Source organism: Stenotrophomonas maltophilia complex sp. Om-AH-Sm3 (genome assembly GCF_059337855.1).
The window spans coordinates 1-26,381 of sequence record NZ_JBYBLQ010000003.1 but is presented as its reverse complement, the minus strand read 5'-3'; the positions used below and the strand labels follow the sequence as shown (position 1 = coordinate 26,381).

The window sequence follows — 26,381 nt, the reverse complement described above, 5'->3', positions numbered from 1 at the left end:
GGTGCTTTCCTGCGCCCGGCGGCGCCGTGTCGGTGGTCCTCACCGCCGATGGCCGCTCCCTGCCCTCCGTGCCGTCCTGGCTGGGGCCGCCACCGTTCCCTGGCGGCTGGCCCGATGCTGTCCGTTCTTCCTGGTCAGTCCCATCCACGCACGGCGTGGATCTACTGCCGGCCGCGATCGTGCCGATCAGGGTCGGCACCTACCTGCGCTGCGTGCCGTCGTCGCGGCTGGCCTGCGGGAACTGGAATGCGCTGTCGGCGTCGTAGCCGCTGTTGGCGGTAGTGCCGCGCGCCGGCGGCGCTACGCTGCTGGTACCGCTGCCGAAGCCCAGGATCTGCACGCTGATCACCGACGGCTGGTTGCGCCGTGCGTCGTCCTGGCTCTTGCGCATCACGTCCTGTGCCGCCTGGCTGGCGCTGTTGGCTGCCGCACTGGCCGCGGCCAGCGCATTGACGTTGACCGATGCCAGCACCGGCAGGCCCTTGCTCTCGCCCTGTACCTGGATGTTGGCCGCGTTGAGCACCTGCAGCGCGGCCAGATTGATGTTGCCGGAGACGCGTATACCGGCCTCGCCCGCATCGATGGTGCCCAGCGGTGCGATCAGATCGACGTCGCCCGGCGGCACTTCGGCGATGGGGTTCAAGGTCGCGATGCCAGCACCGCTGGCCGGGGCCTGCGGCGACAGGATCACATTGCCCCACCCGTCATAGACGCGGCGCGGTGGCGTGTACAGCAGGGTCGTGCGCGAGCCACGACCGGCATTGATGTCACCCTGCTCCGACCACGCCAGGATGTCGCCGCCGAACGTGGTCATCACCCGCGACAGGCCCAGCAGCACGCTGTCCTGGCTGAACAGCCGGATGTCGCCCTGCCCTTGGGTCACCAGTCCGGCACTGGCCGGGGGCACCACGCCCTGCACACCGATCACGATCTGCCCACCCGGTGCCATCAGCTCGATGTTGCCGCCCGCCTCGGTGCGCACGCCGGAGCCGCCGTACATCACGATATCGCCGGTACGGTCGATCGTCGCGCCGGTCGCAGCCTTGTCTGGCATCAGCGTAGCGATGGCCTCTCGCCCACGCAGGTAGGAGCCGAAGCGGGGTCCTTCTGCATCGGTATATTCCCGTCCACCTTCGCGCAGCTCGGCGTAATAGATCTGGCGCAGGAAGATGTGCTGCTGTTCCTGCGGCAGCGCATCGAAGGCAGCCAGCGCCCCGTCGCCGTCGGCAGCCACGCCGAAGCGCTGCTGCAGCCACTGCTTCAGTTCCTGGTCGTAGACCTTGACTGCCTTGCCCGGCTGCGACGCAAGCGATTGCGCGGGATCGGCAAGGTTGACGGGGTCCAGATAGCGGGCACGCAGCGCCGCGAAATCGATCTGCTGGTTGCCGGCCGTCAACGCGATGCTGGCGCCGGGACGGGTGTCGCCCTGCACGATGCCACCGAGGCTGACGATGCTGCCCGCATCCTCCTGGCGCAGCTGGCGGCCGGCACTGATCTCGGTGTTGCCGGGGCCGGCGATGGTCGCGTTCAGATGCACGATGTCTCGGCCCGCCGCCGCCACCGTGATATCGGTGGGCGCGGTGTTCAACGCGGTCATCGACACCCCGAGGATGTCCCGGCCTGCCCGCAGTTGCACGGCGCCGGCGGCCTCGAACCAGTTCAACTGCGTGCGCTGCCCCGCGTTGGGATCCAGCGTGCGCCGGGCGCCGGTGGCCAGACCGATGATGTCGCCCTGCACCGCGTAGAAACGGCTCGGCGCCAGGGCCGCAGACACGGAGGACAGCGGAGTATTCGGACCGAACGCAAACAGCGGAAGCGACGCGTCCGGCGATGCAATGTTGCCGTCGACCGACAGGTTGTGCCGCGAGCGGGTCACATTGCCGCCGGAATCCCCCTGCTGAGCCAGGAACGCGGGGTCGAAGGGTCCCGGCAGGCGCGCATCCGCGCCCGAGCGCGCGATCTGGGTCGCGCCACGCTGGGCGAAGATGCTGCCACCGGCCAGGACGTCCAGCCGTCCCGTTGCCGAGGGTGCCAGCAGGATCACATCCTGCGTCCCCGGCGTGGCGCTGATCCGGTCCAGCTTGATGTCGCCCTGCGCAGCAATGGCGCTGAAGCGCGAAGGATAGAGCCAGTAATTCAGCAGATCATCACCACCACGTACAACAAGCTGGACCTGCTCGCGCCACAGATTGCTGCCGGTCACGTTATCCGGCCCGGCGAGGCCTGGCGCGAGGTCACCACCGGCACTGAACAGATCCACGGCCGTGCTGGCGGTCCACAGGGAAAACCACGTGCTGCCTGCAGCGCGCGCGCCATCATCCTGCAGCACCGCGCTGTAGTTGGCCAGCGGCACCCGGCCTGCATCGGCGACCCCGCCGAGCACCACATCGCCCCGTGCCTGCAGCTGCGCGACCGCATCGCCCAGCACCAGCACCGGTCCGCCCATCGCGCGGGCGGCGTCGGGCGCAAACAGGTCTGCGGCGCGCTGCTGACGCAGCGTCGCGTAGTTTTCCAGGGTGACGCCCATTGCACCGATGCGCCCGGCATCGAGCTGCAGGCTGCCACGCAGATTGCTGAAGGTACCGTTGAGGTCGAGATTCTGTCCCGCCCTGGAGGGATTGAGGCTGGAGATCGTCGCCTGCAGATTCGGATTCAGTGCGCCACCGATGCGCAACCGCAGGTCGCCGCCACCGGTCAGGTGCAGCTGGCCATTGCTGACGCGGCCGGTCGATCCCACCGCCGCGATGATCGCGCCCGAGCGCGGTGCGCTCAGCGAGCCCAGCGCGTCGCCCATCGGATCGCGGACGCCGGCATTGCGCCCGGCCTCAAGCGTCAGGTCGCCGCCACCCAAGGTGCCGAAGCCGGTGAAGCCGACCATCCGCGGAGAGGCGCCAGCGGCAGCGGACACGTTGGTGTAGGTACCAAAGTTCACCCACCAGCTGGTCGGCACCGGCTCCACGCCGGTGGTGCTGCCGGTTCCCTGCCGCCACAGCCAATTGCCGACCGCGGCACTGGAGTACAGCGCCCAGTCGCGCTCGCTGGTGCCCGACTCCGCGCGCGCGGTCCAGGCGTCGCCGACGATATCGCGCCCGGCTTCGACCCGCAGGTTGCCACCATGATCGGGATACCAGGCCTGGTAGCCTGCGATCGCTGCGTCATAGCTGCCCGGCACCAGGTTCGACCCCAGCAGTGCGGTGTTCCAGGGAGCCGCTGCACGGGGCGAATTGAAGGCAGCGTCGTGGCCCCCACCCAGCGCGGTGGGAGTGCCGGCGGTGTAGACACCGAAGCCTGACTTCATCACGACGTCACCGGCAGCGAGCAGTTCCATGTCCCCCTTGCCGGTGCGCAGCACGCTCCACGCCGGCGTGCCCGCGCGCTTGCCGTAGGTGGTCACTTCGGTCTGCGTGCCGCCGCCGGCGCAGTAGGTGGGCGCGGTACTGCAGAACTCGTCTTCGGTCATGCCGAACATCGCGGCGAAGTCCTTCGCAGGGGTGCCCACGTAGGACTCGTCCCCCCAGTAATCCAGCGAGCCCTGCGCGGCCACCTGGCGGGGTGCCGGGCCGCAGTAGTCGGCCGACATCGCGCAGAACTCATCTTCGGTGAAGCCGAACATGTCGGCCAGCTCTGCGATCGGGCGGCCCGCATAGGACGTGTCGCCGATCCAGTCCAACGATGCCCGCTCGGTCAACGCACGATCACCCACCCAGATGATCTCGGTCTTGACCGTGCCGATCGAGCCCTGGTGGGTATCGGCCAGCACCACGCTGCCTTCGCTACCCCAGCGCCGGCTGCGTGGATCGGCCGCCCCGGCATCGGCACCGGCAACCACGGTCAGGTCCCAGGAGGTGGTGCCCTCGGCCAGCATCGGCGCCAGCGCCCAGTTGCGCCCCTGGTTGCCGTTGGCATCGGCCGGCCTCAGATTCACCGGCGCGTCGCCGGGTAGCTCCACCTTGGTCAACGAGGGAATGTACGCGCCCACCTTGAGCGCGACTTCCCGTGCCAGGCGCAGCGCAACCGGCAACACCGCGCCGGCGGGCCACTCCTGTGCCGCCACCTGTACCGCACTGCGCAGGCGGAAGCCGGCTCCCAGCCGCGCACCTGCCGCCAGCACCAGCGGCTCCTGCAGCACGGTGCCCGCGGCCAGCGTCTGCCCGGAGTCGGTGGTCACTGCCGCACCCAGTACGGTACCCGCGGGCAGGCGTAGATTCTGCGAGATCACCATCGGCGCGGGCAGCACGGTACCAGCCGGAAGCGTTACCGATTCGACCGGCACGTCGTAGTTCAGGCGGGTGCCGGCCTGGAACTCGGTGCCGGGCTGCAGCTTCACTCCGTCCACCGGCACCACCAGGCCGCTGCCGAAGGGGGTGTGCCCCGCGCTGCCATTGCGGCCCTCATACAGCTGCCAGCCCCCCTCATCCGGCGTGGGCGGTGGCGGTGCGAAGCCATCGTTGATGCTGCCGTAGACGTTGATGTTGCCTTCGGCCCGCAGCACCAGCGAGGCCGATTCGCCGAAGCCACGCCGCGATGGATCGGCGCGGTTGGCTTCGGGTCCGTAGCGGTAGCCGGACAGATCGATGTCGCCGGCAATGGTCAGGTCGCCGTCCGGGTTGGCGTCGCTGCGCCGCGCCACCACCTGCACGCCGGGACGAAGGCGGACGTCACCCAGCGCGCGCGTGCGCTGCTGCAGGTCCGGGTTGCCCAGCGCACCATCGATCCACGCCAAGCTGTGCGGATCGACCACCTGGTCCAGCCACTGCTGGGTAACCAGCTGCGCGCGGTTGCCGCGCACATCAGCGGTGCTGGCCAGGGGCGCATCGTCGTAACGGCGGACACCATTGAGCTGGATGTCAGCCGCGCCATCGATGCGCAGGCCATTGGCCGCGGCAATCGCCGCGTCGTTGCTGCCCACCCGCGGCACATCGATCTTCAGCGATCCCCGCGCCATGCCGTCGTTCTGTCCAGCGCCGTCGCCGACGGCCACGCCGCTGCCGGCACGCAGGTCCAGGTGCGCCGCGCTGCCCAGACCCACGGCGCCTTCGGCGCTGCCCAGGGTGATGGTGGCTCGGTTCGGACTGTCGATGATCTTGCCATGGCTGTCCACGCGCAGGCCGGTACCGTGCGCGTCCAGCGTGCCGTCCACCTGCAACTGGTCGCGGGCGTACAGGCGGATGCTGCCGACCTGCTCGCCGCTGGCATCGATGCGGCCGGCCACGGTCAGGCTGCCCGCGTCGACACTGATGTCGACCCGGCGCGCCTTCACTTCGTCGCCGATCCGCAGATCGCCTTCACCGATCTGGAAGCTGCGGCCGCCAACGACACCGCCGGCGGTCAATCGCTGGTTGAGGCCGCCGAAGTCCTGCAGCTGACGTGCCCGCACCACAAGTTCACCACCGTCGTAGGGCACCAGCGTGCCGCCGGCATCGTAGCGGCCACTGGCGGCACCCTGCAGAAAACCGGCCAGGTCGGCTTGGCCGGCCATTGCGGTGACCGTCATGCGCCCGGCGCGGTTGTTGCGGGCAGAAACATCGATGCGGGAGGCCGCATCGGTGCGGATGTCACCCGTGTCGCTGGACAGCAGGACATCACCGCCCCAGCTGAACTTGTCCACGTCGTACAGCGGGACCTTGCGCCCGGCCAGGTCCAGCGCCGCCCGGCCGCCAAGCGTGATGCCCTCGCGCGCGCTCGCCGACAGCCGTCCTGACGCCAGCGCGATCGTGCTGTCCAGCGTGATCCGGTTGGCGTCGATGCTCAGCTCACTGCCCAGTGCATCGCCACCCACCTTGCCGGTGCCTCCGTGCAGGCGGAACTCGCCGCCGGAGCGCACGCGCAGCTGCGCGGCAGGATCGGCGGTCAACAGCGGGGTATCGATGCCGAGGCTGCCTCCGCTGTACTGCCAGCCCTTGTCGGCCAGATAGTCGCCGCGCTGCTGGAACACGTCCAGCGTGCCCTGCGCGGAGAACGACAGCTGCTCCGAAGCACTCAGGTTCAGCGCACTGAATCCGAGCACCTGCCGGTTCGCAGGTACTTCAGAGCTGGGACGGCTGAATGGCGCCCGCCCCAACTGCAGCTGGCGGGTGACGATGTCCAGCTGCCCGGCGCCGAGCCGGTCCACCATCGGATCGGCCGGCGGCACCGACGCGTCGCTGCCCGGCGCCTGGCTCGCCGCCAATGCGCCGTCCCAGACCAGCGTGTCCACCAGGATGCGCGCGCGGTCGGTCGCCGCACCGTAGCCGCGGATGGCCTGTGCACCCAGCACGAGCGTCTGCAGGCCACTGCGGCCGGTGGCACTGTCGCGTGCGTCCAGGTCGACGCTGCCGAAGACGTTGACAGACTCCCGCGCGACCAGGCTCAGCGTGTCCAGCGCCGGCGCGCCGGTGGCATCATTGCCGCGCAGCAGTTGCTGCAGCACGGACTGGTTCATGGTCATGCCACTGGGCAGCGCCCCTGCCGCAGCGGCCTGCGCGATCGCTTCGGCACTGCCGAGGTTCAGCGCCGCCATGCTCAGGCCGAGCTGACGGGTGCCATAGCTGACCGAGTCGCGCATCTGCAGCGTGCCATCGGTCGCTACCGCGATGCTGCCATCGGAAACCAGCCGGGCCTGGCCGTCGCACGCCGCCTGGCACCCCCCGATGTCGATCGCCACCGGACCGGCCTCCACGCCCGTGGTGCCGGTGATCAGGTTCAGGCGCTGGTTGGACACTGCAAGCAGACCGCCGGAGACCTGGTAAGGCAGCGTCGCGCTGGCGCCTGCGTTGGCGGTTGCGAACGGCAGTGTATCGAGGGTCGCACCGGCCTCGACCAGCACGCCGCTGCCACCGGAGGCCGCTGCCACCAGCACCTCCGGTGCGTTCAGGGTGACACCGGAACGCACCGCCACACTGCGCGCCTGGCCGGTCACCGCCACCTGCGAGGCCTCCTGGCTGAACTGCCCGCCGATGATCATCCGCGCAGGCAGGAAGGCATTGAGCGCGTCGTCGCTGAAGGTGGCGCCGCGATCACGCGCCTGCGATTGCGCGCTGCCGTCAACGATCTCCAGTGAACCGACCGCCGGGCTCGCCAACGTGGCTGCCAGCGTGCCGCCGCGCCCCTTGTCGGTGGCGGCGCCGAACCGCGCGGTGCCGGCGAAGCGGATGGCAGGCGTGTCTGCGCGACCGGCGCCTTCGCCCAGCGCAAGCGTCAACCCGAGCGCATCGATGGTCTGCCAGCCACGCGACTCGCCTCGACGGTCGGCCACCGATTGCGCGAAGCTGTTGTAGGAGGTTTCGTTGTAGCCCGAGTGCCGGCGCACCACTGCGGCGGGCGTCAGCAGGATGTCGGTGAGCAACGGCGAAATTGCCGCACCCAGTGCCGTGCGCTGCTGCCCGGACACGCGCCAGGTGCCGGTGCCGGTCGCGATCGGTTGCACGATGCCCGAGGTGCCGGAAGCGCCCAGCTCCACCCGGAATGCGCCGGGCTGCAGCGCATAGCTTGCCGGCATCAGCGTGTAGGTGCCGGCCGCCAGGCCGGGCACGCCAGCCGGCACGGTGATCTGCTGGCCCACCGCCGGAGCTGCGAATCCTTCTTCGCCGCTGGGGGCGAACGCCCCGGCGCGCCCCGGTACGATCGCGTACACCGGGTTGCCCGACGCACTGAACGCGTAGCGCGGATTGGCGTCGGCCAACGCCGTGCGCAGCACGTCGACAGAGCCGCCGCGCCCGGACACGAAGGCCGCACCGGTCAACTCACCACCGCCGGACATGTCCAGCAGTGCCCCCGACGCCACCTCGATCTCGTTGGCCTTCAGGGTCACCCCCATCGAGGAGACGCCGGCCGGCGTCAGCGAACTCAGGCTGCGCGTGCCTACCCGCCAGTCGACACCATCGACGGTGCCACCATAGGGCAGCGACAAGCCGGCACCGCTGGTGGAGGTAACGCTGCCTGGCAGCAGTTCCACCCTGCTGCCGATGGTTCCGTTCTGGATCAGGCCGCCCAGCTGCAGCGTGCCCATCGGCGCCTGTACGTTGCCGCCCTGCTGCACCGTGGCGGCCACCAGGCGAAGCGTGCCCAGCGCCGATTCCGGCGCCGGCTGCGTGGCCGCACCTGTGCCGTGGATTCGCAGCACGGCAGCTGGATCGGCCCAGTAATCAGCGGTCTGCACGGTCTGCGCCGAAGCGCCGGCCACCAGCGTGCCGACCGCGCCTGCGGTGGGGTACAGGCGCGCAGCGGTGACGTCCATCGAACCGGCCGTCATCAACGCGCTGGTGTTGCCACTGCTGGCAATGCCGTTGGTCAGGCGCACGTCGCTGCGGCTTTCCAGCGCCACGTGGTCGAACCCGGGCAGCCAGGTGACGTCGCGGATGTCGATCAGCGCGGCCTGCACCGCCAGCGCGTGATCGTCCGGCCCGGCCGAAGCGACCGCCACGGTACCCTGCAGGTTCTCGCCCGCCAGCTGGCCCCAGCGCGCCTGCGCCAGGCGGACGTAGGGCGCACTCAGCCGCAACGCCGACGACGGCCCGGCATCCACGGCCATGCCCAGGCTCGAAGTGCCCTGGCCATGAATGCGCAGGCTCTGGGCCAGGCGCAGGTCGACATCGCCAACGGCGCGGATATCACCGAACACGGACAGGTTGTCGAAGCCGCCCGCCTGCAGCTGCTCGACCGACAACGCGGCGTGGCCATACTCCAATGCGGCCGGCAGTGGCTGCACCGGTGCGCTGTGCTGGCCGAGGGTGATCGCACGTGCCCGCAGTACCTCCTCGCTGGCGCCACGTGCATGGATGCTGCCGCCGAAGGCCAGCCCAAGCGTGCCACCGCGTGCGCCGGCACCACCGGCGGCCGCGTCCATTCCGCCCTCCAGATACAGCGCATTGGCCGAGCGCAGCACGATCTGCCCGCCGTCGCTGTCCACGCGTACACGGCCTTGGCCGTCGATATCCAGCTCGGCCGACGCACCCCGCGCCTGCAGGCGCGCGCCGCGTTCGACCACTACGAACGCTTCCGGTGGTCGGTTGTCGACGAATGCTGCGGTCTCCCAGTCCAGCGCCCCGCCAATCTCAATGCGTCCACCCGCGCGCACCTGCCCGCGCAGGCGGCCGCTGGGATCGGGCAGCGAGATCGCGTCCGCATCGGCATCCAGCAGCGCGCCTTCGGCGAAACGCCAGGTGCGTTCGGTGCGCTGCCCCGCGTACAGCGCATTCTGCGGACGCACATCGTCGATCACGATGCGGCCGCCCTTCGCACGCAGTGTGCCTTCAACATCGATGTTGCCTGCACCCAGCAGCGAGATCGTCTGCCCTGGATCGACCGCCACCAGTGCATCCTTGCCGACCCGCAGGTCACCGCCCACGCCGTTGCGGTCCGAACGCAGGCTGATGCTCGCACCGGCGCGCTGGCTGACGCGCCCGTTCGACGGATCGGCGCTGTACAGCGGCGCATCCCATGCCGCCAGTGCGGACGCCCGATCGGTTGCCGTCTGCGCGTCCTGGGTCATGCGCAGGCCTGGCAGGGCAGCGACCAGCCGCGCGCCGTCGGCCACCTCCACGCCTTGGTGGCCATTGATGTCGTATTGCGCGAAGCCACTGCCGAACAAGCCGGTGTCCAGTTGTAGCGATGCGCCCGCCGGGTCCGCATCGCCCACTCGAACGCGGCCACCGGTTCCCAGCGAGAAGGCACCTCTGCCCTGTCCTCGACCACTGAACCGGCTCCCCTCACCCAGCTGCACCCGACCACTGCCGTCGGTCGTAACCGTGCTGCTGTTGGCCTGCAGGCTGACGCTGCCCCCTTTGCCGATGCGGGCCTTGCCGCGCAGGTCCAGCGCGGCGCCGGCCTCGACGTCCACCGTTGCCTCGGCGCCCACGACCACGTCATGACTGTTGCTCAGGCTCAGGCGGCCGCCATCCGTCCAGGCACCGCTGGCGTCGAGCGGCATCGGCATTGACGCGTTGCTCCATTCGCCGGAGAGATCGATCCGCGTGCCACCGGCAATGGCGGTGCGGGCGCGGCCATCGTGCAGCAGCGCCGTCGGCCGGCCCTGGACATCCAGCAGGTTGCCCGCCGACAGCTGGCCGCCAGCAATGCCGATGTCGCCTGCCAGTTCCACCTCGCTGCCGGTCAGGTTGAGCTGTCCACCTGCCTGAAGCCGAAGGCTGCCGTCGATGCGGATGCGATCGGCGGTCGCCAGGTCGATCCGTCCCCACTGCTGGGCACTCAGCGCTGCGATATCCAACCACACCGTGTCACGCCGCTCCTCGTTGATCGGAGCCAGCAGCGACCACGCCGCCTTCGCCGGAGCCTTGTCATCCAGGCGCACATCCGAGCCGAACACACCACTGCGGCCCTGGCCGTCGTAGCGCCCCAGGTACAGCTGCGCATTGCGCGCCACTGCCGTCTGCGCCTGCGCATAGCCATCCAGCGCGGCCTCCGGCCTGCGGTTCTGCTGCGCGCCCTGGAAGGTGGTCGTCTCAACCTTCCCATCCAGCACTGCGGTCGGTGCGGAGACGATCAGCCGACCTGCATCGCGGCCGACGGTGTATCCGTTATCGACACGCTGCGCCGCGAATACGATCGGATCACGGAAGGTCTCAGTGATGCCCCAGCGCTCCTGCTTTACTTCATGGCCGCTGTACAGGCCATCGAACAGCATCTCCGCCGGCGCCTCATCAAGGCGGTAGACCTGGCCGTCGACGCCGCGCACCCAGCTCTGCCGGATCACGCCGCTCTGCACATCCAGGCTGCCGCCGGCAAGGTTGATGCGTGAGCCACCGTTCGTGATCACTTCCCTGCCACCCAGCAGGACGGTGCCTCCCTGCGCAGCCCATTCGCCGATCGAGTGCCCCTGGTTGTCGAGGTAGCCACCCACCTCCAGCAGGCCGCCTGCAGCGTACCAGCGCTCCCCCTCGTAGCCCCCGGTACCGGCCGGAACGTGGACCAGCCTGCGGCGATCGACCCAGACTTCACTGCTGGTCAGCTTGCCGCTGTCGCGGTTGTCCAGGGCATCGCGCAGTTCGTTGCCCTGCACCTTGACCTGGACATTGTTGCTTTCCATCGACACCTGCACGCCCACTGCGCCGGACACGTCCACGCGCGCGGCGTCGTCTACGTAGCTGCGGGCCGCCGCATCGGCGATGATCTGGCCGCCCGTGGCAACCGTCAGCGAATCCCTGCTGAAATGGATGTTGCCACCCGAGACGATCTCCACCCGCGACTGGTCCCGGCGATCATTGTGCTGGGACAGATTGTCGAAGGTTGCCGAGCGCGCGCCAGCGCGGATCGCGTCCTGCTCTGCCGACTCCTTGATGAGGCTGTCGCGCTGCGTATCCAGCACCGTGGCCTTGCCATCGTCCTCGATCAGCACCGCCGTAGTGGCGCCATCGGCGAGCGTGACGCTGCTGCCGGCATCACTGGCCGAGGCCAGAAGATGCACGGTGCCGCGCTGTGCGAGCGTGGTGCTGGCCACGGCCACACCGGCCTGCTCGACGCTGCGCCCGGCCAGAGTCACGTCACCCTCAAGCGCGCGCAGCAGGCCGGTGTTGCGCACGCTGCCAGCCGTGCTGCCGGCGATGAAGCGCGGCGCGATTTCATTGCCCCGGGTGGTGGAGCTGGAGTTGGTGGCCGTACCCACGCCGCGCCGGATCACGAAACTGTCTCCCGCAGCGAGCTGCACCTGGCCCTTGCGCGCCTCGATATGGCCAGCATTCTCCACGCTGTGCCCGGCCAGCAGCACGTAGCCACCGCCGCGCGTCGCACTGGTCGGCTCATGGGTCGCGATGCGGGCACCCTGCTCCACCATCACCTTGCCGAATGCATCGCTGAGCGTGCTGCTGCTGGCGTCGGGGCTGTACAGGCCATTGTCGCGGAACTGCGCATCGCTGATCCGTGCTGCAGCCGCCAGCAGATTGCGTACATTGACCTGGCTGTTGTTGCCGAACACCACTCCGTTGCGGTTGGCCACGAACACCGTGCCATTGGCCTTCAGCTGGCCCAGGATCTGGCTGGGCCGCGCCTGAGGATCGTTGACGCGGTTCAGTACTGCCCAGTCAGGGTGCTGCAGGAAGTTCAGCGTTGTGTTGCCGCCGATGTTGAAGGTCTCCCAGTTCAGGATCGCCTTGTCCGCGGTCTGCTCGACCGTGACCTGCACCCGCCCGTCGCTGCCCTGCGACTGGATCGCCTCGCGCGCGTTGAGCCAGCCACGGGTCAGCGGATTCTGGTCGACGCTCAGGCCGTCCTTGCCGAGGCCGTCGGCAACGATGAAGCCAGCTTCGCGGCGCGCCTGCCGCGCCTGTTCTTGCAGGCGCTGCTGCAGGGCAATCGCCTGCGCCGCCGTGCCAAGATTGTCGATCGACTGCTGCAGCTTCTGCCGTGCTGCGTCCTGCTGCTGGGCCGGCAACTGGAACTGGATCGGCACGCCGTTGGGCATCCGGCCACTCTGTGCCGCGCTGCCCTGGGCCGCGCCCCGTTCGGCGAACCAGCCCGGACTGAACGCCTGCTGCGCCTGGCTGGCCGGGGCCACCATGCTCCCCAGTGCGACTGCGATGGCCCACGCCATCGGATGATTGCGGCGCATCGACGCGGCCGGACGAACAACGGACGGGAGCGGGTGCGACATCGGAACCTCATCAACCTGGTGGGCCGCGGCTGCGGCGACGATCGGGGAGGCACGCGCAACGCATGCCCTGCCACTGATAGACGGTTCACGTGGCACGAAGCCGACAGCGAAACACTGCGGCGGCGGCACCGTCGCGGAAATGGCGACGCCGGCCCAGAGGCCGGCGTCGCGTCAGGCAGGATTCAACCGGTGCTGCGGATTACAGCGGACGACCGATGCCGGCGCAGGTGCTGGGGTTGTTCAGGCCGGCAGTGCTGCTGGCCAGCACGAAGCGGTTGCGGATCGCATCGCGCCAGGCCTTGGTCAGCGGAATGAAGCCGTGGTCGGTGATCGACTTCTCATACGTGACGGTGTAGGTGGCCGGATAGTGGCGGGCCAGGAAGCCGCGCAGGCTGGTGGCAACGCTCGAATCCTTGTAGCACTGGCCGATCACCAGGTTGGTGTAGCCGGCGATCGGATAGCCAGCCGACGGGTTGCCGAACACCGGCACCCAGTTGGCGGGGTTCTCAGCATCGGTGCCGGTCGGCGGAGCGACGGTGTCCAGGGTGGCCTGCACGCTCACCTGGTCCGGCGAGAAGCCCTTGACCTTGGCGACCTTGGTCGCATCGGTCAGGCTCGGGATCACGTCCGGGCCGACGTAGCCGATACGGCCTTCAGCAGCGTAGACCGTGTTGTACAGCGAGGTGCCACCGGTGGCCGGGGCGGCCACCAGGAACGCCGGCAGGTTGCCGTTGGCATCGCGCTTGTACAGGTCGGCGAAGGTCGACTTGATGGCGAACTTGCCGCCCACCAGCTTCGAGGTTTCAGCGTTCTCAGCGGCACAGGCCGCGGTCAGGAAGCGGCTGAACATTTCGCTGGTACCGCTGCTTTCCGGACGGTACACCACCTGGATCGGGCCACTGCGGTTGGCATCGATGGTCGACCAGTCGCTGATCGCGCCCGAGAACACGCCGCAGATCTGCGCCACGCTCAGGTCCACCGCCGAACCGGCTTTGTTGAACGGGATGGTGACCGAGGTGGCCACCGACGGCACCTGGATCAGCGCGCCGTAGCGGTTGGCGTTGGTCGGCTGGTTGAAGTTGGTGGTGTAGTTGCTCAGCTCAGTGCTGCTCAGCACCGAATCGCTGCCGGCGAAATGCACGGTGCCGGTGGTCGAGAACAGCGCCGAGTTGTTTTCCAGGAAGGCCTTCTTGCCGGTACCCGAACCGGTCACGGTGTAGGTGAAGTTCGCCGGCAGGATGCTGTCGGCCGAACCCTTGTAGAGGTCGGCCGGCAGCGAGGCACCGCCGCCGGTAACGGTCTGCGCCGAGGCGGCGCCCACGGTAGCGAGCAGCGCGGTGGCAACCAGCGCGGCCAGGGTCTTGTACTTGGTCATGATCTTCTCCTGAAGGGTTTACTGCGAAGGGAAACGCCAAGGGAGGAACGGTCACTACACGCCTGCTGCCGCCGAGGGCCTCCCAGCCCACTCTGCGGCGACGGGTCCATGCTGGTCCGCGCCGATGACAGGCCGCTTAAGAAACCTGTGGAAGATCGGAAAAAGGTGTGGAGGATTGTGTGGAGAATCGAAGGCGCCGACCGGGTAGAGGCGACCGTGGGTCGACTGGCGCGCGAAGTGCTGGTCCTGTCGAAGTGCGCTTGAGAAGCAGTCGACTGACAGTCGACTCTACCCGTGATGCGCGTTGCGCATCACTGCACCAGCTGGTTCATTTCCATGATCGGCATCAGCACGGCCAGCACGATCGTCAGCACCACGCCGCCCATCACCAGGATCATGGTCGGTTCCAGAAGCGCGGTCAGTGCCATCGCGCGACGCTCGATGTCGCGCGAGATCGTCTGTGCGGCGCGGTCCAGCAGTGGCGCCAGCGAACCAGTCTTCTCGCCGCTGGCCACCAGGTGCACCAGGATCGGCGGATACACCTTCTGCACCTTCAGCGCAAAACCAAGCGCGGCACCTTCGCGCACACGCGCGGACACGTCATCGGCACAGCGCGCCAGCAACGCATTGCCCAGGGTCTGCCGGGCAGCTTCAAGCGCACGCAGCAGCGGCACACCCGCATCCAGCAGGATTGCCAGCGTCGAGGCGAAGCGCGCACTGTTCACGCCCAGCACGAAACGCCCGACCATCGGCAGCCGCAGCAGCATCGCGTCCCAGCGCAGGCGCAGTTCCGGCCGCCGCAACGCCAACCGCCATGCCACCACCAGCGCAGCGATGCCGAGCCCCACCCACATGCCCCAGCTGCGCACGAACGCGCTGGCGGCCAGCATCACCTGGGTCAGCATCGGCAGCGTCTGCCGCGCCTGCACGAATGCGGTCACCACCTGCGGCACCACGTAGCTGAGCAGGAAGATCACGATCGCCACCGATACCAGGCTGATCGCCGCCGGGTAGATGAAGGCGGTCAGTACCTTGGCCTGCAGCGCATTGCGTTCCTCGATGTAGTCGGCCAGACGCTCCATCACCCGCGCCAGATCGCCGGAATCCTCACCTGCACCCACCAGCGCCCGATAGATCGGCGGGAAATCGCGAGGCCGCGCGGCCAGTGCCACGGTCAGGCGCTGGCCGGCGCGCACGTCGGCGCGCACAGCGGTGAGTGCCTGGGCCACGTGCGGGCGCTCGGCCTGTTCGATCACCGCACTCAATGCAGCTTCCAACGGCAGGCTGGCCGCCAGCAGGCTGGCCAGCTGGCGCGTGGCCCAGGCCAGCTCGCTGGCCGACAGGCGGCGAGCGCCCCAGCCAGTGCCTGCACTTCGCGCCGCGCTGACCTGCACGGGTGTCAGCCCGCGCCCACGCAGCAGCTGGCGAGCACCGCGCGGGCTGTCGGCATCCAATTGACCTTTCTCGATGCGGCCCTGCGCGTTGGCAGCCTGGTAATCGAACAGTGCCATGCAGGCCTCAGTCGTCGCCGGTGACGCGCAGGATCTCTTCCAGCGTGGTCACCCCGCTGTCGACCCAGCGCTGGCCGTCCTGCCGAAGGGTCCGCATGCCGGCCCGCCGCGCCGCCTCGCGTAGCGCAGGCTCACCCTGCCCTTCATGGATCAGTGCGCGTACCCGGTCGTCCACCACGAACAGCTCATGGATGCCCGTGCGTCCGCGATAGCCACTGTTGGCACAGGCCGTGCAGCCCACTGCGCGCCATACGGTTCGGCCTTCGCCATCCAGCTCGGCACGCCGGCACTGCGTGCACAGCCGCCGCACCAGCCGCTGCGCCAGCACACCGCGCAGCGACGAGGCCAGCAGGAACGGTTCCACGCCCATGTCGGCCAGGCGGGTCACCGCCGAGACCGCATCGTTGGTGTGCAGCGAAGCCAGCACACCGTGCCCGGTCAGCGACGACTGCACCGCGATCTGTGCGGTCTCCAGGTCACGGATCTCGCCGATCATGATGGTGTCCGGATCCTGGCGCAGGATCGCGCGCAGCGCGGTGCCGAAGCTCATGCCGATGCGCGCATTGACCTGGATCTGGCCGATGCCGGCAAAGTCGTACTCCACCGGATCTTCCACGGTGAGGATATTGCTGGTGCTGCTGTCGAGCTGGCCCAGTGCGGCGTACAGCGACGTGGTCTTGCCGCTGCCGGTCGGCCCGGTCACCAGCACGATCCCATGCGGCTGGCGGATCAATCCGGTGAACGTGGCCAAGGTGTCATCGGCCATGCCCAGGCGCTGCAGCTGCAGGCGGCCGGCATCCTTTTCCAGCAATCGCAGCACGGCGCGCTCGCCATGCGCGGTCGGTACAGTGGAAACACGGATGTCCAGCGGCCGCCCGCCCACGCGGATCGCGATGCGCCCGTCCTGCGGCAACCGCTTCTCGGCGATGTCCAGGTGGGCCATGATCTTGATGCGCGACACCAGCGCCGCGTGCAATGCGCGCCGTGGCTGCACCATGTCGCGCAGGGTGCCGTCCACCCGGTAGCGCACTACTGAATGGGTCTCGAATGGCTCGATATGCAGATCGCTGGCGCCATCGCGCGCGGCCTGTGCCAGCAGCGCATTGATCATGCGGATCACCGGTGCATCGTCCTGCGCATCCAGCAGGTCGGTGACCTCCGGCATGTCCTGTATCAGCCGGTCCAGATCGACTTCGCTTTCGGCGGCACCGACCACGGCAGCGGCATCACCGCCGTCACGGTACTGCTCACCCAACCGCTGCTGCCAGGTCGCGGCATCCAATGCCTGGAACGGAAGCGGGCCATGCCGCCGGCGCAGCTCGGCCACGGCCCACGCTGCGGTATCGTCCGTTCCCAGCAGCACCGGCTCGCCACCGGCTTCGGTCAGCATCACGCCGTGGCTGCGCACCCACGCGTACGGCAGCGGCACAACGGCGCTCACGGCTCGATCACCAGTTCCGGCGTGTAGCCCAGCCCGCGCAGCTGCTGCAATGCCGGGTCCAACTTCACCGGATCACGCGGCAGCCGCACGCGCAGGCGTTGCCCACTCTCGCCCGGCGTCGCCTCCGCGTAGGCCTGCAGGCCCAGCGCCCGCACCTGCGCCACGCCCTGGCTGGCACGGCTCGGCTCCAGCCCCTGTGCGAACTGCACCAGCTGCGCATCGCCGTCACCGGCCGGATACAACGCTGCCAGGCTGGTGTTCTGCAACGGCTGGCCGTGGCCATCGCGCGCATTGCCCTGGCCGAGTACCGTCAGGTCCTGCGGTGGCAGCTGCGGCGCCGGCAGCGCGGGCAAGGCCCAGCTCTGTACGGGGTGCGCGCCGGCCTGCGCATTGCGCATGTAGTCGTAGCGGTCGCGGGTCAGGCGCTGTCCTGCGGCCGGGTCGCGTACCACGTGCGGACGCAGGAACACCATCAGGTTGGTCTTGGCGCGCTTGCGCGTGTCGCTGCGGAACAAGGCACCCAGCACCGGGATCTTCCCCAGCCCCGGCACCGCATCACGGCCGTGGCTGACGCTGTCTTCCAGCAGGCCACCGAGCACCATGATCTGGCCATCGTCCAGCAGCACGCTGGTATCGAGTGCGCGCTTGTTGGTGATGATGCCGGCCGTGCTGTTCGCGCTCTGCGCGTCGATGCTGCTGACTTCCTGGTAGATGTCCAGCTTCACCGTACCGCCCTCGGAAATCTGTGGGCGCACCCGCAGCTTCAGGCCCACGTCTTCGCGCACGATGGTCTGGAAGGGGTTGTTGCTGCCGCCGCCACCGTCGGTCACGTAGCGGCCACTGACGAACGGCACGGTCTGGCCGACCATGATGCTGGCTGCCTCGTTGTCCAGCGTCATCAGGTTCGGCGTCGACAGGATGTTGGCGCCGCCCTTGCTCTGCAGCGCAGTGGCCAGCGCCTTCATGTTGAGGATCTGGCCGACACCGGGCAGGTTGATGGTGCCGTCGATCACGCCGATCTTCAGGCCATCCTTGGGCAGCACGTCCAGCGTGGTACGCGCACCGGTATTGAGCCCGCTACCGCCGGTAGCGCCCCCGAAATGGGTGCCGCCAAACGTACGGCCATTGCCCAGCATCCACTGCACGCCCAGCTCGGCCGCGTCGGTCTGGTTGACCTCCACGATCAGGCTTTCCACCAGCACCTGCGCACGGCGCTGGTCGAGCTGGTCGATCACCCGCCGAAGGTTGCGGTACACCGGCTCCGGCGCCGAAATCAGCAGGGTGTTGGTGGCCACGTCCGCCTGTACCGAAATGCCGTTCTGGCTGAAGCCGGTGCTTCCTGCGTCGATCGGGTCGCCCCGGCTCGGGTCCAGCCGCTGCGATTCCAGCGCATTGCCCCCGGGCTTGGCCTGCTGCGGCTGCGACGTCTGGGGGGGCGTGGGACGGTTGGCGTCACCCGGCAGCGGGGTGATTCCTTGGTTGCTGCCCATGGCCGGTGCATCGCTCTGTCCGGCTACCACGCCACGCAGCACACCGGCCAGCTGGTTGGCCTGGGCGTTGCGCAGGTAGACCACATGCAGGTTGCCGGACTCGTCCTGGGCACGGTCCAGCTTTTCCACCAGCTGCCGCGCCAGGCGGGTGCGACCCGGGCTGCTGGAACGCAGCAGCACGCTGTTGCTGCGCGGGTCGGCCATCACCACCACCTTCTGGCCCGGCTCGGCGCCCTGCGCATCCAGCAGCGGCGCAACCATGGCCGCCACGTCCACCGCAATGCCCTGCTGCAGCTTCACCACATCGGTGTCCATGCCGGCGGGCGTGTCGACGCTGGCGATCACCCTCGCGATGCGCTCCAGGTTGTCGGCGTAGTCGGTGATCACCAGGGTGTTGTTGCCTGGATTGGCGGTGATCGGGTTGTCCGGGCTGATCATCGGCCGCAGCACAGCCACCAGCGCCGCCGCATTCTCATAGCGCAGCGCAAAGGTGCGCGTGGCGATCTCGCCCCCTGCACCACCGCTGCCCACCCGTCCACCGAGCAACTTGGCATCGGCCTGCGGCACCACCCGGCTGACGCCGCCGTTCTCGACCACGGCGAAGCCTCGCATGCGCAATGCGCCCAGCAGCAACTGGTAGGCCTGGGTACGGCTGACCGGGCCATCGGAAACCACCGTCATCTTGCCGGTCACGCGTGGGTCGACCAGGAACTGGCGCCCGGTGAAGCGCGCCGCCATGCGCAGCACGCCGCCGATGTCGGTGTCGACCAGGTTCAACTGCACCGGCTCATCGCGGGTGTCCTGCGCCAGCACGGGTGCCGGCGCGTGGCCCATGCACACGATCAGTGCCAATGCGGCACTGCAGGCAAGGCTGCGCATCGCCCTCATGGATGGGCACCCGCAGTTGCCACCATCACGATGTGTCCTGAAATCCGTGCCGCCGGCATGTTCGCATCCCCTGTGCGTGTCAATTGCAGCTGCTGCAACTCGATGGCCGGGTCGGCCAGCAGCGGCAGCAGCCAGTTCCATAGCGCATCGGCGGGTACGGCCCGTACCTGCAGGTGCCAGCGCCCGTCGCGCGCTTCGATATGCAGGCCGTCGGCCAGACCGGCAGCCTTGATCTGGTCACGCAGCCCGGCCAGGGTCGGATGCTGGCCCTGCGCCAGCTGCTGGCGCTCACGCGCGCGCAGCAGCGGCGCCAGTGCGCGGGACTGCGCCTGCAGCCGTGGCAGTTCGGCCTGCCAGTGCGTGCGCTGCTTCAGCAGGGGCTCCAGCCATAACGACCACAGGCCCGCTACCAGCAGCGCCACCACCATCACCCACAGCATCAGCCGGTCGCGCGGTGGCAGGCGTTGCCAGCGCTGCTGCAGGCCCGCCAGCCCCTGGCCCAGCCGCAGGGTTCGGGTCGTCACTGTCCCGCTCCGCTCACCCGCAGGCGTCCACCGGTATCGCGCGCCAGCTGCAGTCCCTGCGCCTGCATCGCTTGCTGCCAGCGCTCAAGCCGCTGTGGATCGTCGGCCAATGCCTGGGCATCGGCGTCCAGCTCCAGGTACACCTGCCCGGGTTGGTAGTGCAGGCTGTGCACCTGACCCGCCAGCTCCGGAACCGCGTGCAGCGTGCTGGCGATCTGACGTTGCAGCGCCGGCAACGGCGGCGTCGGCGGTGGAACCGCAAGCGCTCGCCTTGCCTGCAACACCGGGTCCACCACATCGGTGACCTCCGGAAACCGTGCGCTGAACTGCCGTGCCATACCCTGCTGCAGCGCCTCACCCTCGATCCGCCAACGCGAGACCTGCCACTGCAGGCCAAGTGCAGCCAGCAGCACCGCCGCCAGTGCCAGGCCGATCGCCAGTCGCGGCGCTTGACGGCCTGCGCCGGGCAGCGGCAATGACCAACCCGGCAACGGACCACAGGCCTGCTGTTCATGCGCAACGGCGCTGGCCGGCAGGCTGTCCGGCCACGCCGGCGGTACGCTGTCGATCCATTGCACGGCCCGCACCCCGGCCTGTTGCAGGCGGGTGGCCAACGCCTGCATCACCGCGGACGCGTCACGTCCGCCATACCATTGGACAAGTCCCCGATCGCGCCCGCTGCGCACCAGCAGATGCTCGCCGCTGACCTGCAGCGTGGCGTGGCCGCGCTGCCAAGGCAGCAGCAGTGGCGTCGGATACAACGCCTGCAGCCGCAGCGCACACGAGGCCAGCAGCTGCTGCACCTGCGCGATGGCCTGCTGGCCGAGCCAGGCCACCGGAACCGTACCGTCTGCCGCCTGCGGACCGTGGGCCAGCGCCACGTCCTGCAGGTCATCCAGCAGCATGGCCTCAACCTCACCCTGCAACGCCGCCTGCAGGCGGCGCCCGGACAGCGGCGGCAGCTGCAGTTCCAGCAGGATCAGGTCGTTCGGGTCAAGGCAGGCATGCACTGTGGCCCGCGGATGCCGCAGACCCAGCGCGGCCAGCGTTTCGCGGCCGTGTGCCACTACCTCGTCCTTGTGCAGCTGCGTCCAGTCCACCGCGCTGTCGGCGCGCAGGTGCGCCAACGGCGGCAGGCGCACCCGAAGCTGCACCGTCATGCGCCGATCCTCGTCCACACCCGTTGTACACGTACCCCGTCGTCGCGGTACTCGCGCCAGAGCAGCGCGCGAAAATCAACCGCGCTGCCGTCAGCCTGCACCCGGCCCACGGCCAGGAACCACTCGCTATGGATACCCAGCGGAAGCACGGCCATCTGTTCGTTGCTCAGTTGGAGTCGGTTGGCGATGTCACCGCGGTTGAGCAGCCAGTGGCCAGCGTCGCGCTCAGCGAGCAGCGCCTGCAGCCTTGCCGGTTCCACCGCAGGCGCGACCGCCTGCAGGACGCTCAGGTCGCAGGTGTTGGCGTTGACCAGGGTCTGCGCCGGCAACACCACGGTGCGCCGCACCAACGCCTGCAGCGCCACCGGGTCAGCGCCGACCAGCGCCTGTTCGATCAGTGATTCGCGCGGCAGCGGTGCCTGCGCCTGCACATCGCCGTCGCGCAGGCGCGCCTGGATGTGGTCCACCGCGGATGCGCAGGTGCCCTGGCCCAGCCCCTGCCCGGCGCACAACGCGACGAACGCGCCCCGCGCCTCGGGGTCCGGCCTGCCCTGTGCCAGCAGGTTGCGCAGGTTGAACATCGACTGCGCATCGACCAGTTGCAGCTGCACCGGCAATGGCGCCTGCAGTTCCAACGGGCGCGCCCAGCGCCCGCTGCGCACCGTGGTCAGCTGTTCCTTGACATCCTCACGCAGCTGCTGCGCCGCACGCTCCAGCGTCGCATCCACCGCCATGCGTACCTGTGCGCGCAACTGGTCGCCGCGCAGCGCGCGCAGCTGCGCCGACTGCCGGGTCAGCAGCGCAGTGGCAATCACGGCCACCAATGCCACCACCAGCAAGGCGACGATCACCGCCACGCCACGCTGGTGGATGCATGAAATCGAACGCGTCCGGGCTGCCATCAGCACACCTCACAGCTGCCAGGAGCCGATGTCTGCGTTCCCGGCGTCGCCACCGGGCTTGCTGTCCGCACCCAGCGAGAACACATCGATGTCGCCATGAGTGCCTGGAACCTGGTACTGGTAAGGATGGCCCCACGGATCATTCGGCAGGCGATCCAGATACGGCGTCACCGGCAACGCACCGCTGCCCTGCGGCGGCTTCACCAGCGCCTGCAGGCCCTGTTCGGCACTGGGATAGCGCCCATTGTCCAGCTTGAACAACTTCAGCGCCTGCATCAGCGCCGCGATGTCCTGGCGCGCCGCCACCACACGCGCCTGGTCCGGACGGTCCATCAACCGCGGCACGATCAGCGCGGCAAGGATGCCGATGATCACCACCACCACCATGATCTCGATCAGGCTGAAGCCCTGCTGCCGAATCCTGCGACCACCTGCCTGCCTTGCCATTGTTCCGCCCTCGTCATCCCGGAAGAGACCGCTGCACCATGGTCAGCGGTGCATGTGTCAGTACGATAAACATCCGCCTGCGATTCGCTGCGCGGTTGCCTGTGCGGCCGCTCGTGCAGCCGGCGCACGTGCCGCCTCGAACAGGTGAGGCGGCACGCTGGCCAGTGTTTCGTCGATGCACTCGCGCAGCAACGGATGCACGCACGCCTGCAGCAGGCGCACGCACTGCGTCGGCGACCACGCGGTGCCGTGGTCGAGCCCGATGAACATGCGGTAGGCCTGGTGGTAGCGCAGGTCGTCGTACACACGCTGCGCACTGTTGAGGTCACGCAAGTTCACCAGCAGGGCCGCACGTTGCAGCAGCCGCGCATCGGCTGCGCCAAGCGGCAGCGCGCTCATGGCCGCGTCGGGCCAGGGCCGCATCCGCAGGTCGAGGGCCTTTCGAAGTGCCGCCAGTGGATGCGCACTGCTGTCCAGTGCCGCCCAGCGCGCCGCGTCCGCCCAGGCGTCACTGGACAGCACCCAGACCCACGAGCGCCCGTAACGCTGCACGTTCAGGGGCGTGTGCCGTGCCTGCTCCAGTGACTGGCTCAGGTGGCGATCCAGCTCCAGCATGCTGATCCTGCGACTGTCTTCCATCTGCGCCGCCCGTGCTCCGCGACGCGTGGTGCGTCGTACTCTGGAGAAGACGTCAGCAAGGCAGGTGAAGCGACACCGCGAATGCAACTCTGTGCACGGGATGGCGCTTCATCGGCAACGTCATCGCAGCGTCATCCGCCTGCAGGCTTCGCGCTGCAGCCGCGGTGCGTCACCCCCACAACGGCGGGCCAGTACCGCCACGTCGCTGCGGGCAGCGAATGCGACCAGTGCATCGGTCATGTCCACGTCATCGCACCATGACGCCAGCGCGACGCGCAGCGCGGGCAGCTGCCACCCGTCCATCACCCCATGGGCGCCCGCCACGAACCAGTGCCAGAGCCGATGATGCAGCACCTGCTCATGCAGCTGCGTGAGATCGTCGATGCCATGGATGTCCGCCAACAGCAGTGCGCGTGCGAGCGCCGCAGGCGGCAGCGCCCCGGATTCGACCAAGGGCATCTCCTGCTGCTGCAGCCGCAGCAGCATCGCCAATGGGTGTGACTGCGGATTGAAGTCCAGCAGCACCGCCTGCTGCTGCCACTGCGCGTCAGACACAACGCACACCCAGGGCGAACCATAACGATGCACCATCAGGGGCCTTCGCTGGGTGGTTTCCAGCAATGCAGACAGATTGCGACGCAGATCGAGCACACCGATGGTCTCGTTGCGCATCCTTGGCTTCTCCTCGCTTGCAACAGCCCTGCGCGGCGCGCACGGCCAGCGCCTTCATCTATCCAAGGACGGCGATGCCACCCGGAAAGCGACGCAGATCCAGCGACATCGTCAGTCGCAGCTGCTCCAGTGCCGCGTCCGGATCATCGATGCGGAAGCGGCCACTGACCGGCGCGCCCGCCAATGCCGATTCACCCAGCAGTACCTTGCCCCGCCGGTAACGGTTGATCTCGTCCACCACCTCGCCCAGCGGTGCGCGGCGGAACACAAGCATGCCTTCGGTCCAGGCACTCACTTCCGAAGCTACGGCCTCGGCCACGACGCCACTGAGGCGCTCGTCGAACCGGGTCTGCTGGCCGGCCTGCAGCTGCAGGCGGCCCTGCGGATGCTCGATACGGGCGCTACCCTGCAGGCAGGTCACCCGTACCTGGCCGTGGGTGTTGCGCACGTCCAGGCGCACCGCACCTTCATCGGCAATCACGCAACCCGGGCCCGCGAACAGTGCCAGGCGCAGGCCAGCACCGGTTTCGATCGCGGCCTGGCCCTGCACCAGCTCGAAGCCTTCGCCCTGCGCGTGCGCGCGGCGGCGCAGGCTGCTCTGCGTATCCAGTTCGATCTTGAGCTGCGGCGAGGGCGCGATCTGTAGTCGTTCACCGGTGCCGGTGTGGAAATCGGCCGCCATCGCCGTCACCGACGGCCACAATCCCAGCGGCGGGCGGAGCGCCGCCACCACCACCAGACTGGCCGGCGCCGCCACCGCAGCGCCCAGGAAGGCGCGCCGGCTCCAGCGCTGGGCCGGCGTCGGCGCGACCGGTTGGCGCGCGCCGGCGGGCAGTCGCTCGCCGGCCAGCCGCACCTGCTCCCACTGCCGGCGCGCACGGCCAAACGCTTCACGATGACGCGGGTCGGACTCGCACCATGCACGGAACCGGCGCCCATCGGCAGCGGTCGCCTCACCCGAGGTCAGCCGCACCACCCACGCGTGGGCCTGACGCTCAACGGCATCCAGCGGGCGTTGCGGGCGGTCGTCAGGATCCATGGGTCTCATGCCGGACCCGCACGCTGCGGGGTTCTGCTCGGCGTCAAAGTGTAGACGGATGCCGTCGCTCAGAACCGCACCTGGCGCCCCTGCCCGCTGCGTTCGGCCAGGTAGTCCTGGGCTGCCTTCAGCTCCCGCTGCACCAACCGCAGCGACACACCGAGGTGGTCGGCCACGTCGCGCTGCTGCAGGCCATCAACGCGGATCGCCAGCAGGATGCGACGACGGCGCTCGGGCATGCGCTGCAGCAGGCCGACCATGTCTTCCAGCGCGAAGTCCAGCTCGGCCGCCTGCGCCGGCCCCGGCCCCGGGTCGGCCATGTCCATCAGCGTATCCACCTCCTCCAGGCTCAGCAGGCGGTGGTCTGCCCGTTGGCGGTCGATCACGGTGTTCATCGCCATCCGCAGCAGGTAGGCCGCAGGGTTCTGCACCGCGTCCAGGCGGTCACGGCGCGCACTCAGGCGCATCCACGTGTCCTGCAGCGCGTCGCCGGCCAGCTCTTCCGATCCGAGCTTGCGCACCAACCGGCGTTTCAGCTCGTCGTAGGCACCCAGGAGGTGGTCCATCAGATCAACCGCCCCAGCCGTACCGTTGCTCATGTTCGAATCCTTGAAGTCATGGAAGGGGCGCGCGCCGGCCGCAGTCGTGGTCGGTGCCGGAAGGACGGATCTGCAGCGTCACCGGCTGTGGCAGCGCGGCGGCCTCGGTCGCCAGCACCAGGCCTTGCAGCGCCTGCAGCAGGCGTGCGTCGCGGCGATCACTGCCACTGCCGGACAGCAGCTCCGGCTCGCTTACCTGGCCTGCGCCGTCGATGCGGAAGCGCAGCGTTGCGGCATAGCGGCCGGGCGCAATCTCCGGGTCGTCACAGAACGCCGCACGCAGCCGCTGCTGCAACCCGCCGTAGCGACGCCGACGTTCGGCCTCGGGAAGCCCCGCGCCAACACCGGGTTCCGCGGCCGAGGGTTTGCCCCGGCGCAGCACCACACGCTGCTCGCCGATCACCTCTGCCTCGATCCCGGTGTCCTGCAGCAGCGACTCCAGCGCCGCAAGCGGCGCCAGGCTCCCGCGCAGCGCATGGCTGCTGCGGCCCGAAGCAAGGTCGCCGGGATACATCACCGACCACCCACTGATGACACTGAAGCGCTCGACCGCCTGTTCCAGCGGCTGCGCAGGGATGTCGTAGGCATGAACCGCGTCCTGTGCGGCAGCGGCAAAGGACAGCAGCAGCCATGCGGCGATGGCCACCTTCCAAGTTCTGACCGCATGGTGTCCATTCAGCCCCCTGACGTAGAACACATGACCCTCGGCAGCGACAGCAGCTGCAACGGTCGCGCACCACAACCGGAACCCCGGCCCGCGCGCGACCCGCAAGCGGGCTCAAACCGTACCGAGGGCACATGTCATTGCGATGACCGCCGCCGCGGCTGACGCCGAGGCAGGCTCCGTGGGGCCAGTCACGCATCAGGAATCAATGAATCGAACAGACATGATCATCTGCCCCTGGGGTCAGAGCCCGTTGCGCAGCAACGGGATCCGACCCCCGTGCCGACCCAAACGTGTCGACCAAGGTCGACACCCACCAAGAGCAGTTCATGCCGTTCCGGCAGATCGCGGGAAACTGTCGAAGGCGGGGTGGGTCCGGTTGCGGGGGCGTGAGCCGCATGGATGCGGCGACCGAGCTTACATGGACGTACTTGCAGCGTCCCCCGC

Annotated in this window: 14 protein-coding genes; all 14 read right to left on the bottom strand. The window is 68.9% G+C overall.

Annotated elements, in window-relative coordinates:
• Window positions 1–199 precede the first annotated feature (199 nt).
• Window positions 200–12,583 (bottom strand): putative filamentous hemagglutinin family protein, encoded by a 12,384-nt coding sequence (locus tag AC10QF_RS04620; RefSeq protein WP_494541826.1) that lies wholly within the window; start codon window positions 12,581–12,583, stop codon window positions 200–202.
• Between the two features lie 199 nt (window positions 12,584–12,782).
• On the bottom strand, window positions 12,783–13,958 hold the full coding sequence (locus AC10QF_RS04615; RefSeq protein WP_494541825.1) for a substrate-binding domain-containing protein: 1,176 nt from the start codon (window positions 13,956–13,958) through the stop codon (window positions 12,783–12,785).
• 311 nt (window positions 13,959–14,269) lie between these two features.
• Window positions 14,270–15,469 carry a type II secretion system inner membrane protein GspF gene (gene gspF / locus AC10QF_RS04610; protein ID WP_494541824.1) on the bottom strand — a complete coding sequence of 400 codons (1,200 nt, stop codon included), beginning with the start codon at window positions 15,467–15,469 and terminating at the stop codon, window positions 14,270–14,272.
• A 7-nt stretch (window positions 15,470–15,476) separates the two neighbouring features.
• Window positions 15,477–16,910, bottom strand: coding sequence for a type II secretion system ATPase GspE (gene gspE / locus AC10QF_RS04605; RefSeq protein ID WP_005416788.1), 1,434 nt, complete (start codon window positions 16,908–16,910; stop codon window positions 15,477–15,479).
• Window positions 16,907–19,288, bottom strand: coding sequence for a type II secretion system secretin GspD (gene gspD / locus AC10QF_RS04600; RefSeq protein WP_494541823.1), 2,382 nt, complete (start codon window positions 19,286–19,288; stop codon window positions 16,907–16,909). The genes gspE and gspD overlap by 4 nt, the downstream gene beginning before the upstream one ends.
• Window positions 19,285–19,812 carry a type II secretion system protein M gene (locus AC10QF_RS04595; protein WP_111178372.1) on the bottom strand — a complete coding sequence of 176 codons (528 nt, stop codon included), beginning with the start codon at window positions 19,810–19,812 and terminating at the stop codon, window positions 19,285–19,287. The genes gspD and AC10QF_RS04595 overlap by 4 nt, the downstream gene beginning before the upstream one ends.
• The gene (gene gspL / locus AC10QF_RS04590) at window positions 19,809–20,972 is read right to left on the bottom strand and encodes a type II secretion system protein GspL (protein WP_494541822.1); all 1,164 of its coding nucleotides are present in this window, start codon (window positions 20,970–20,972) and stop codon (window positions 19,809–19,811) included. Before gspL ends, AC10QF_RS04595 begins: the two co-directional genes overlap by 4 nt.
• Complete coding sequence (gspK, locus tag AC10QF_RS04585; RefSeq protein WP_032954238.1) at window positions 20,969–21,874, bottom strand: type II secretion system minor pseudopilin GspK; 906 nt, start codon at window positions 21,872–21,874, stop codon at window positions 20,969–20,971. Before gspK ends, gspL begins: the two co-directional genes overlap by 4 nt.
• Window positions 21,875–21,883: 9 nt before the next feature.
• A complete protein-coding gene (gene gspG, locus AC10QF_RS04580) occupies window positions 21,884–22,321 on the bottom strand; it encodes a type II secretion system major pseudopilin GspG (protein WP_494541821.1) in 438 nt (145 codons plus the stop codon).
• Between the two features lie 57 nt (window positions 22,322–22,378).
• The gene (locus AC10QF_RS04575) at window positions 22,379–22,936 is read right to left on the bottom strand and encodes a hypothetical protein (protein WP_258391735.1); all 558 of its coding nucleotides are present in this window, start codon (window positions 22,934–22,936) and stop codon (window positions 22,379–22,381) included.
• 144 nt (window positions 22,937–23,080) lie between these two features.
• Entirely contained in the window at window positions 23,081–23,632 is a 552-nt protein-coding gene (locus AC10QF_RS04570; RefSeq protein ID WP_005416804.1) for a hypothetical protein, read from the bottom strand.
• 58 nt (window positions 23,633–23,690) lie between these two features.
• Entirely contained in the window at window positions 23,691–24,671 is a 981-nt protein-coding gene (locus tag AC10QF_RS04565; protein WP_494541820.1) for a FecR family protein, read from the bottom strand.
• 68 nt (window positions 24,672–24,739) lie between these two features.
• Window positions 24,740–25,270: an RNA polymerase sigma factor gene (locus AC10QF_RS04560; RefSeq protein WP_005416809.1), complete on the bottom strand. Its 531-nt coding sequence runs from the start codon at window positions 25,268–25,270 to the stop codon at window positions 24,740–24,742.
• A 16-nt stretch (window positions 25,271–25,286) separates the two neighbouring features.
• Complete coding sequence (locus AC10QF_RS04555) at window positions 25,287–25,967, bottom strand: TonB C-terminal domain-containing protein (RefSeq protein WP_053501284.1); 681 nt, start codon at window positions 25,965–25,967, stop codon at window positions 25,287–25,289.
• Between the last annotated feature and the right edge of the window lie 414 nt (window positions 25,968–26,381).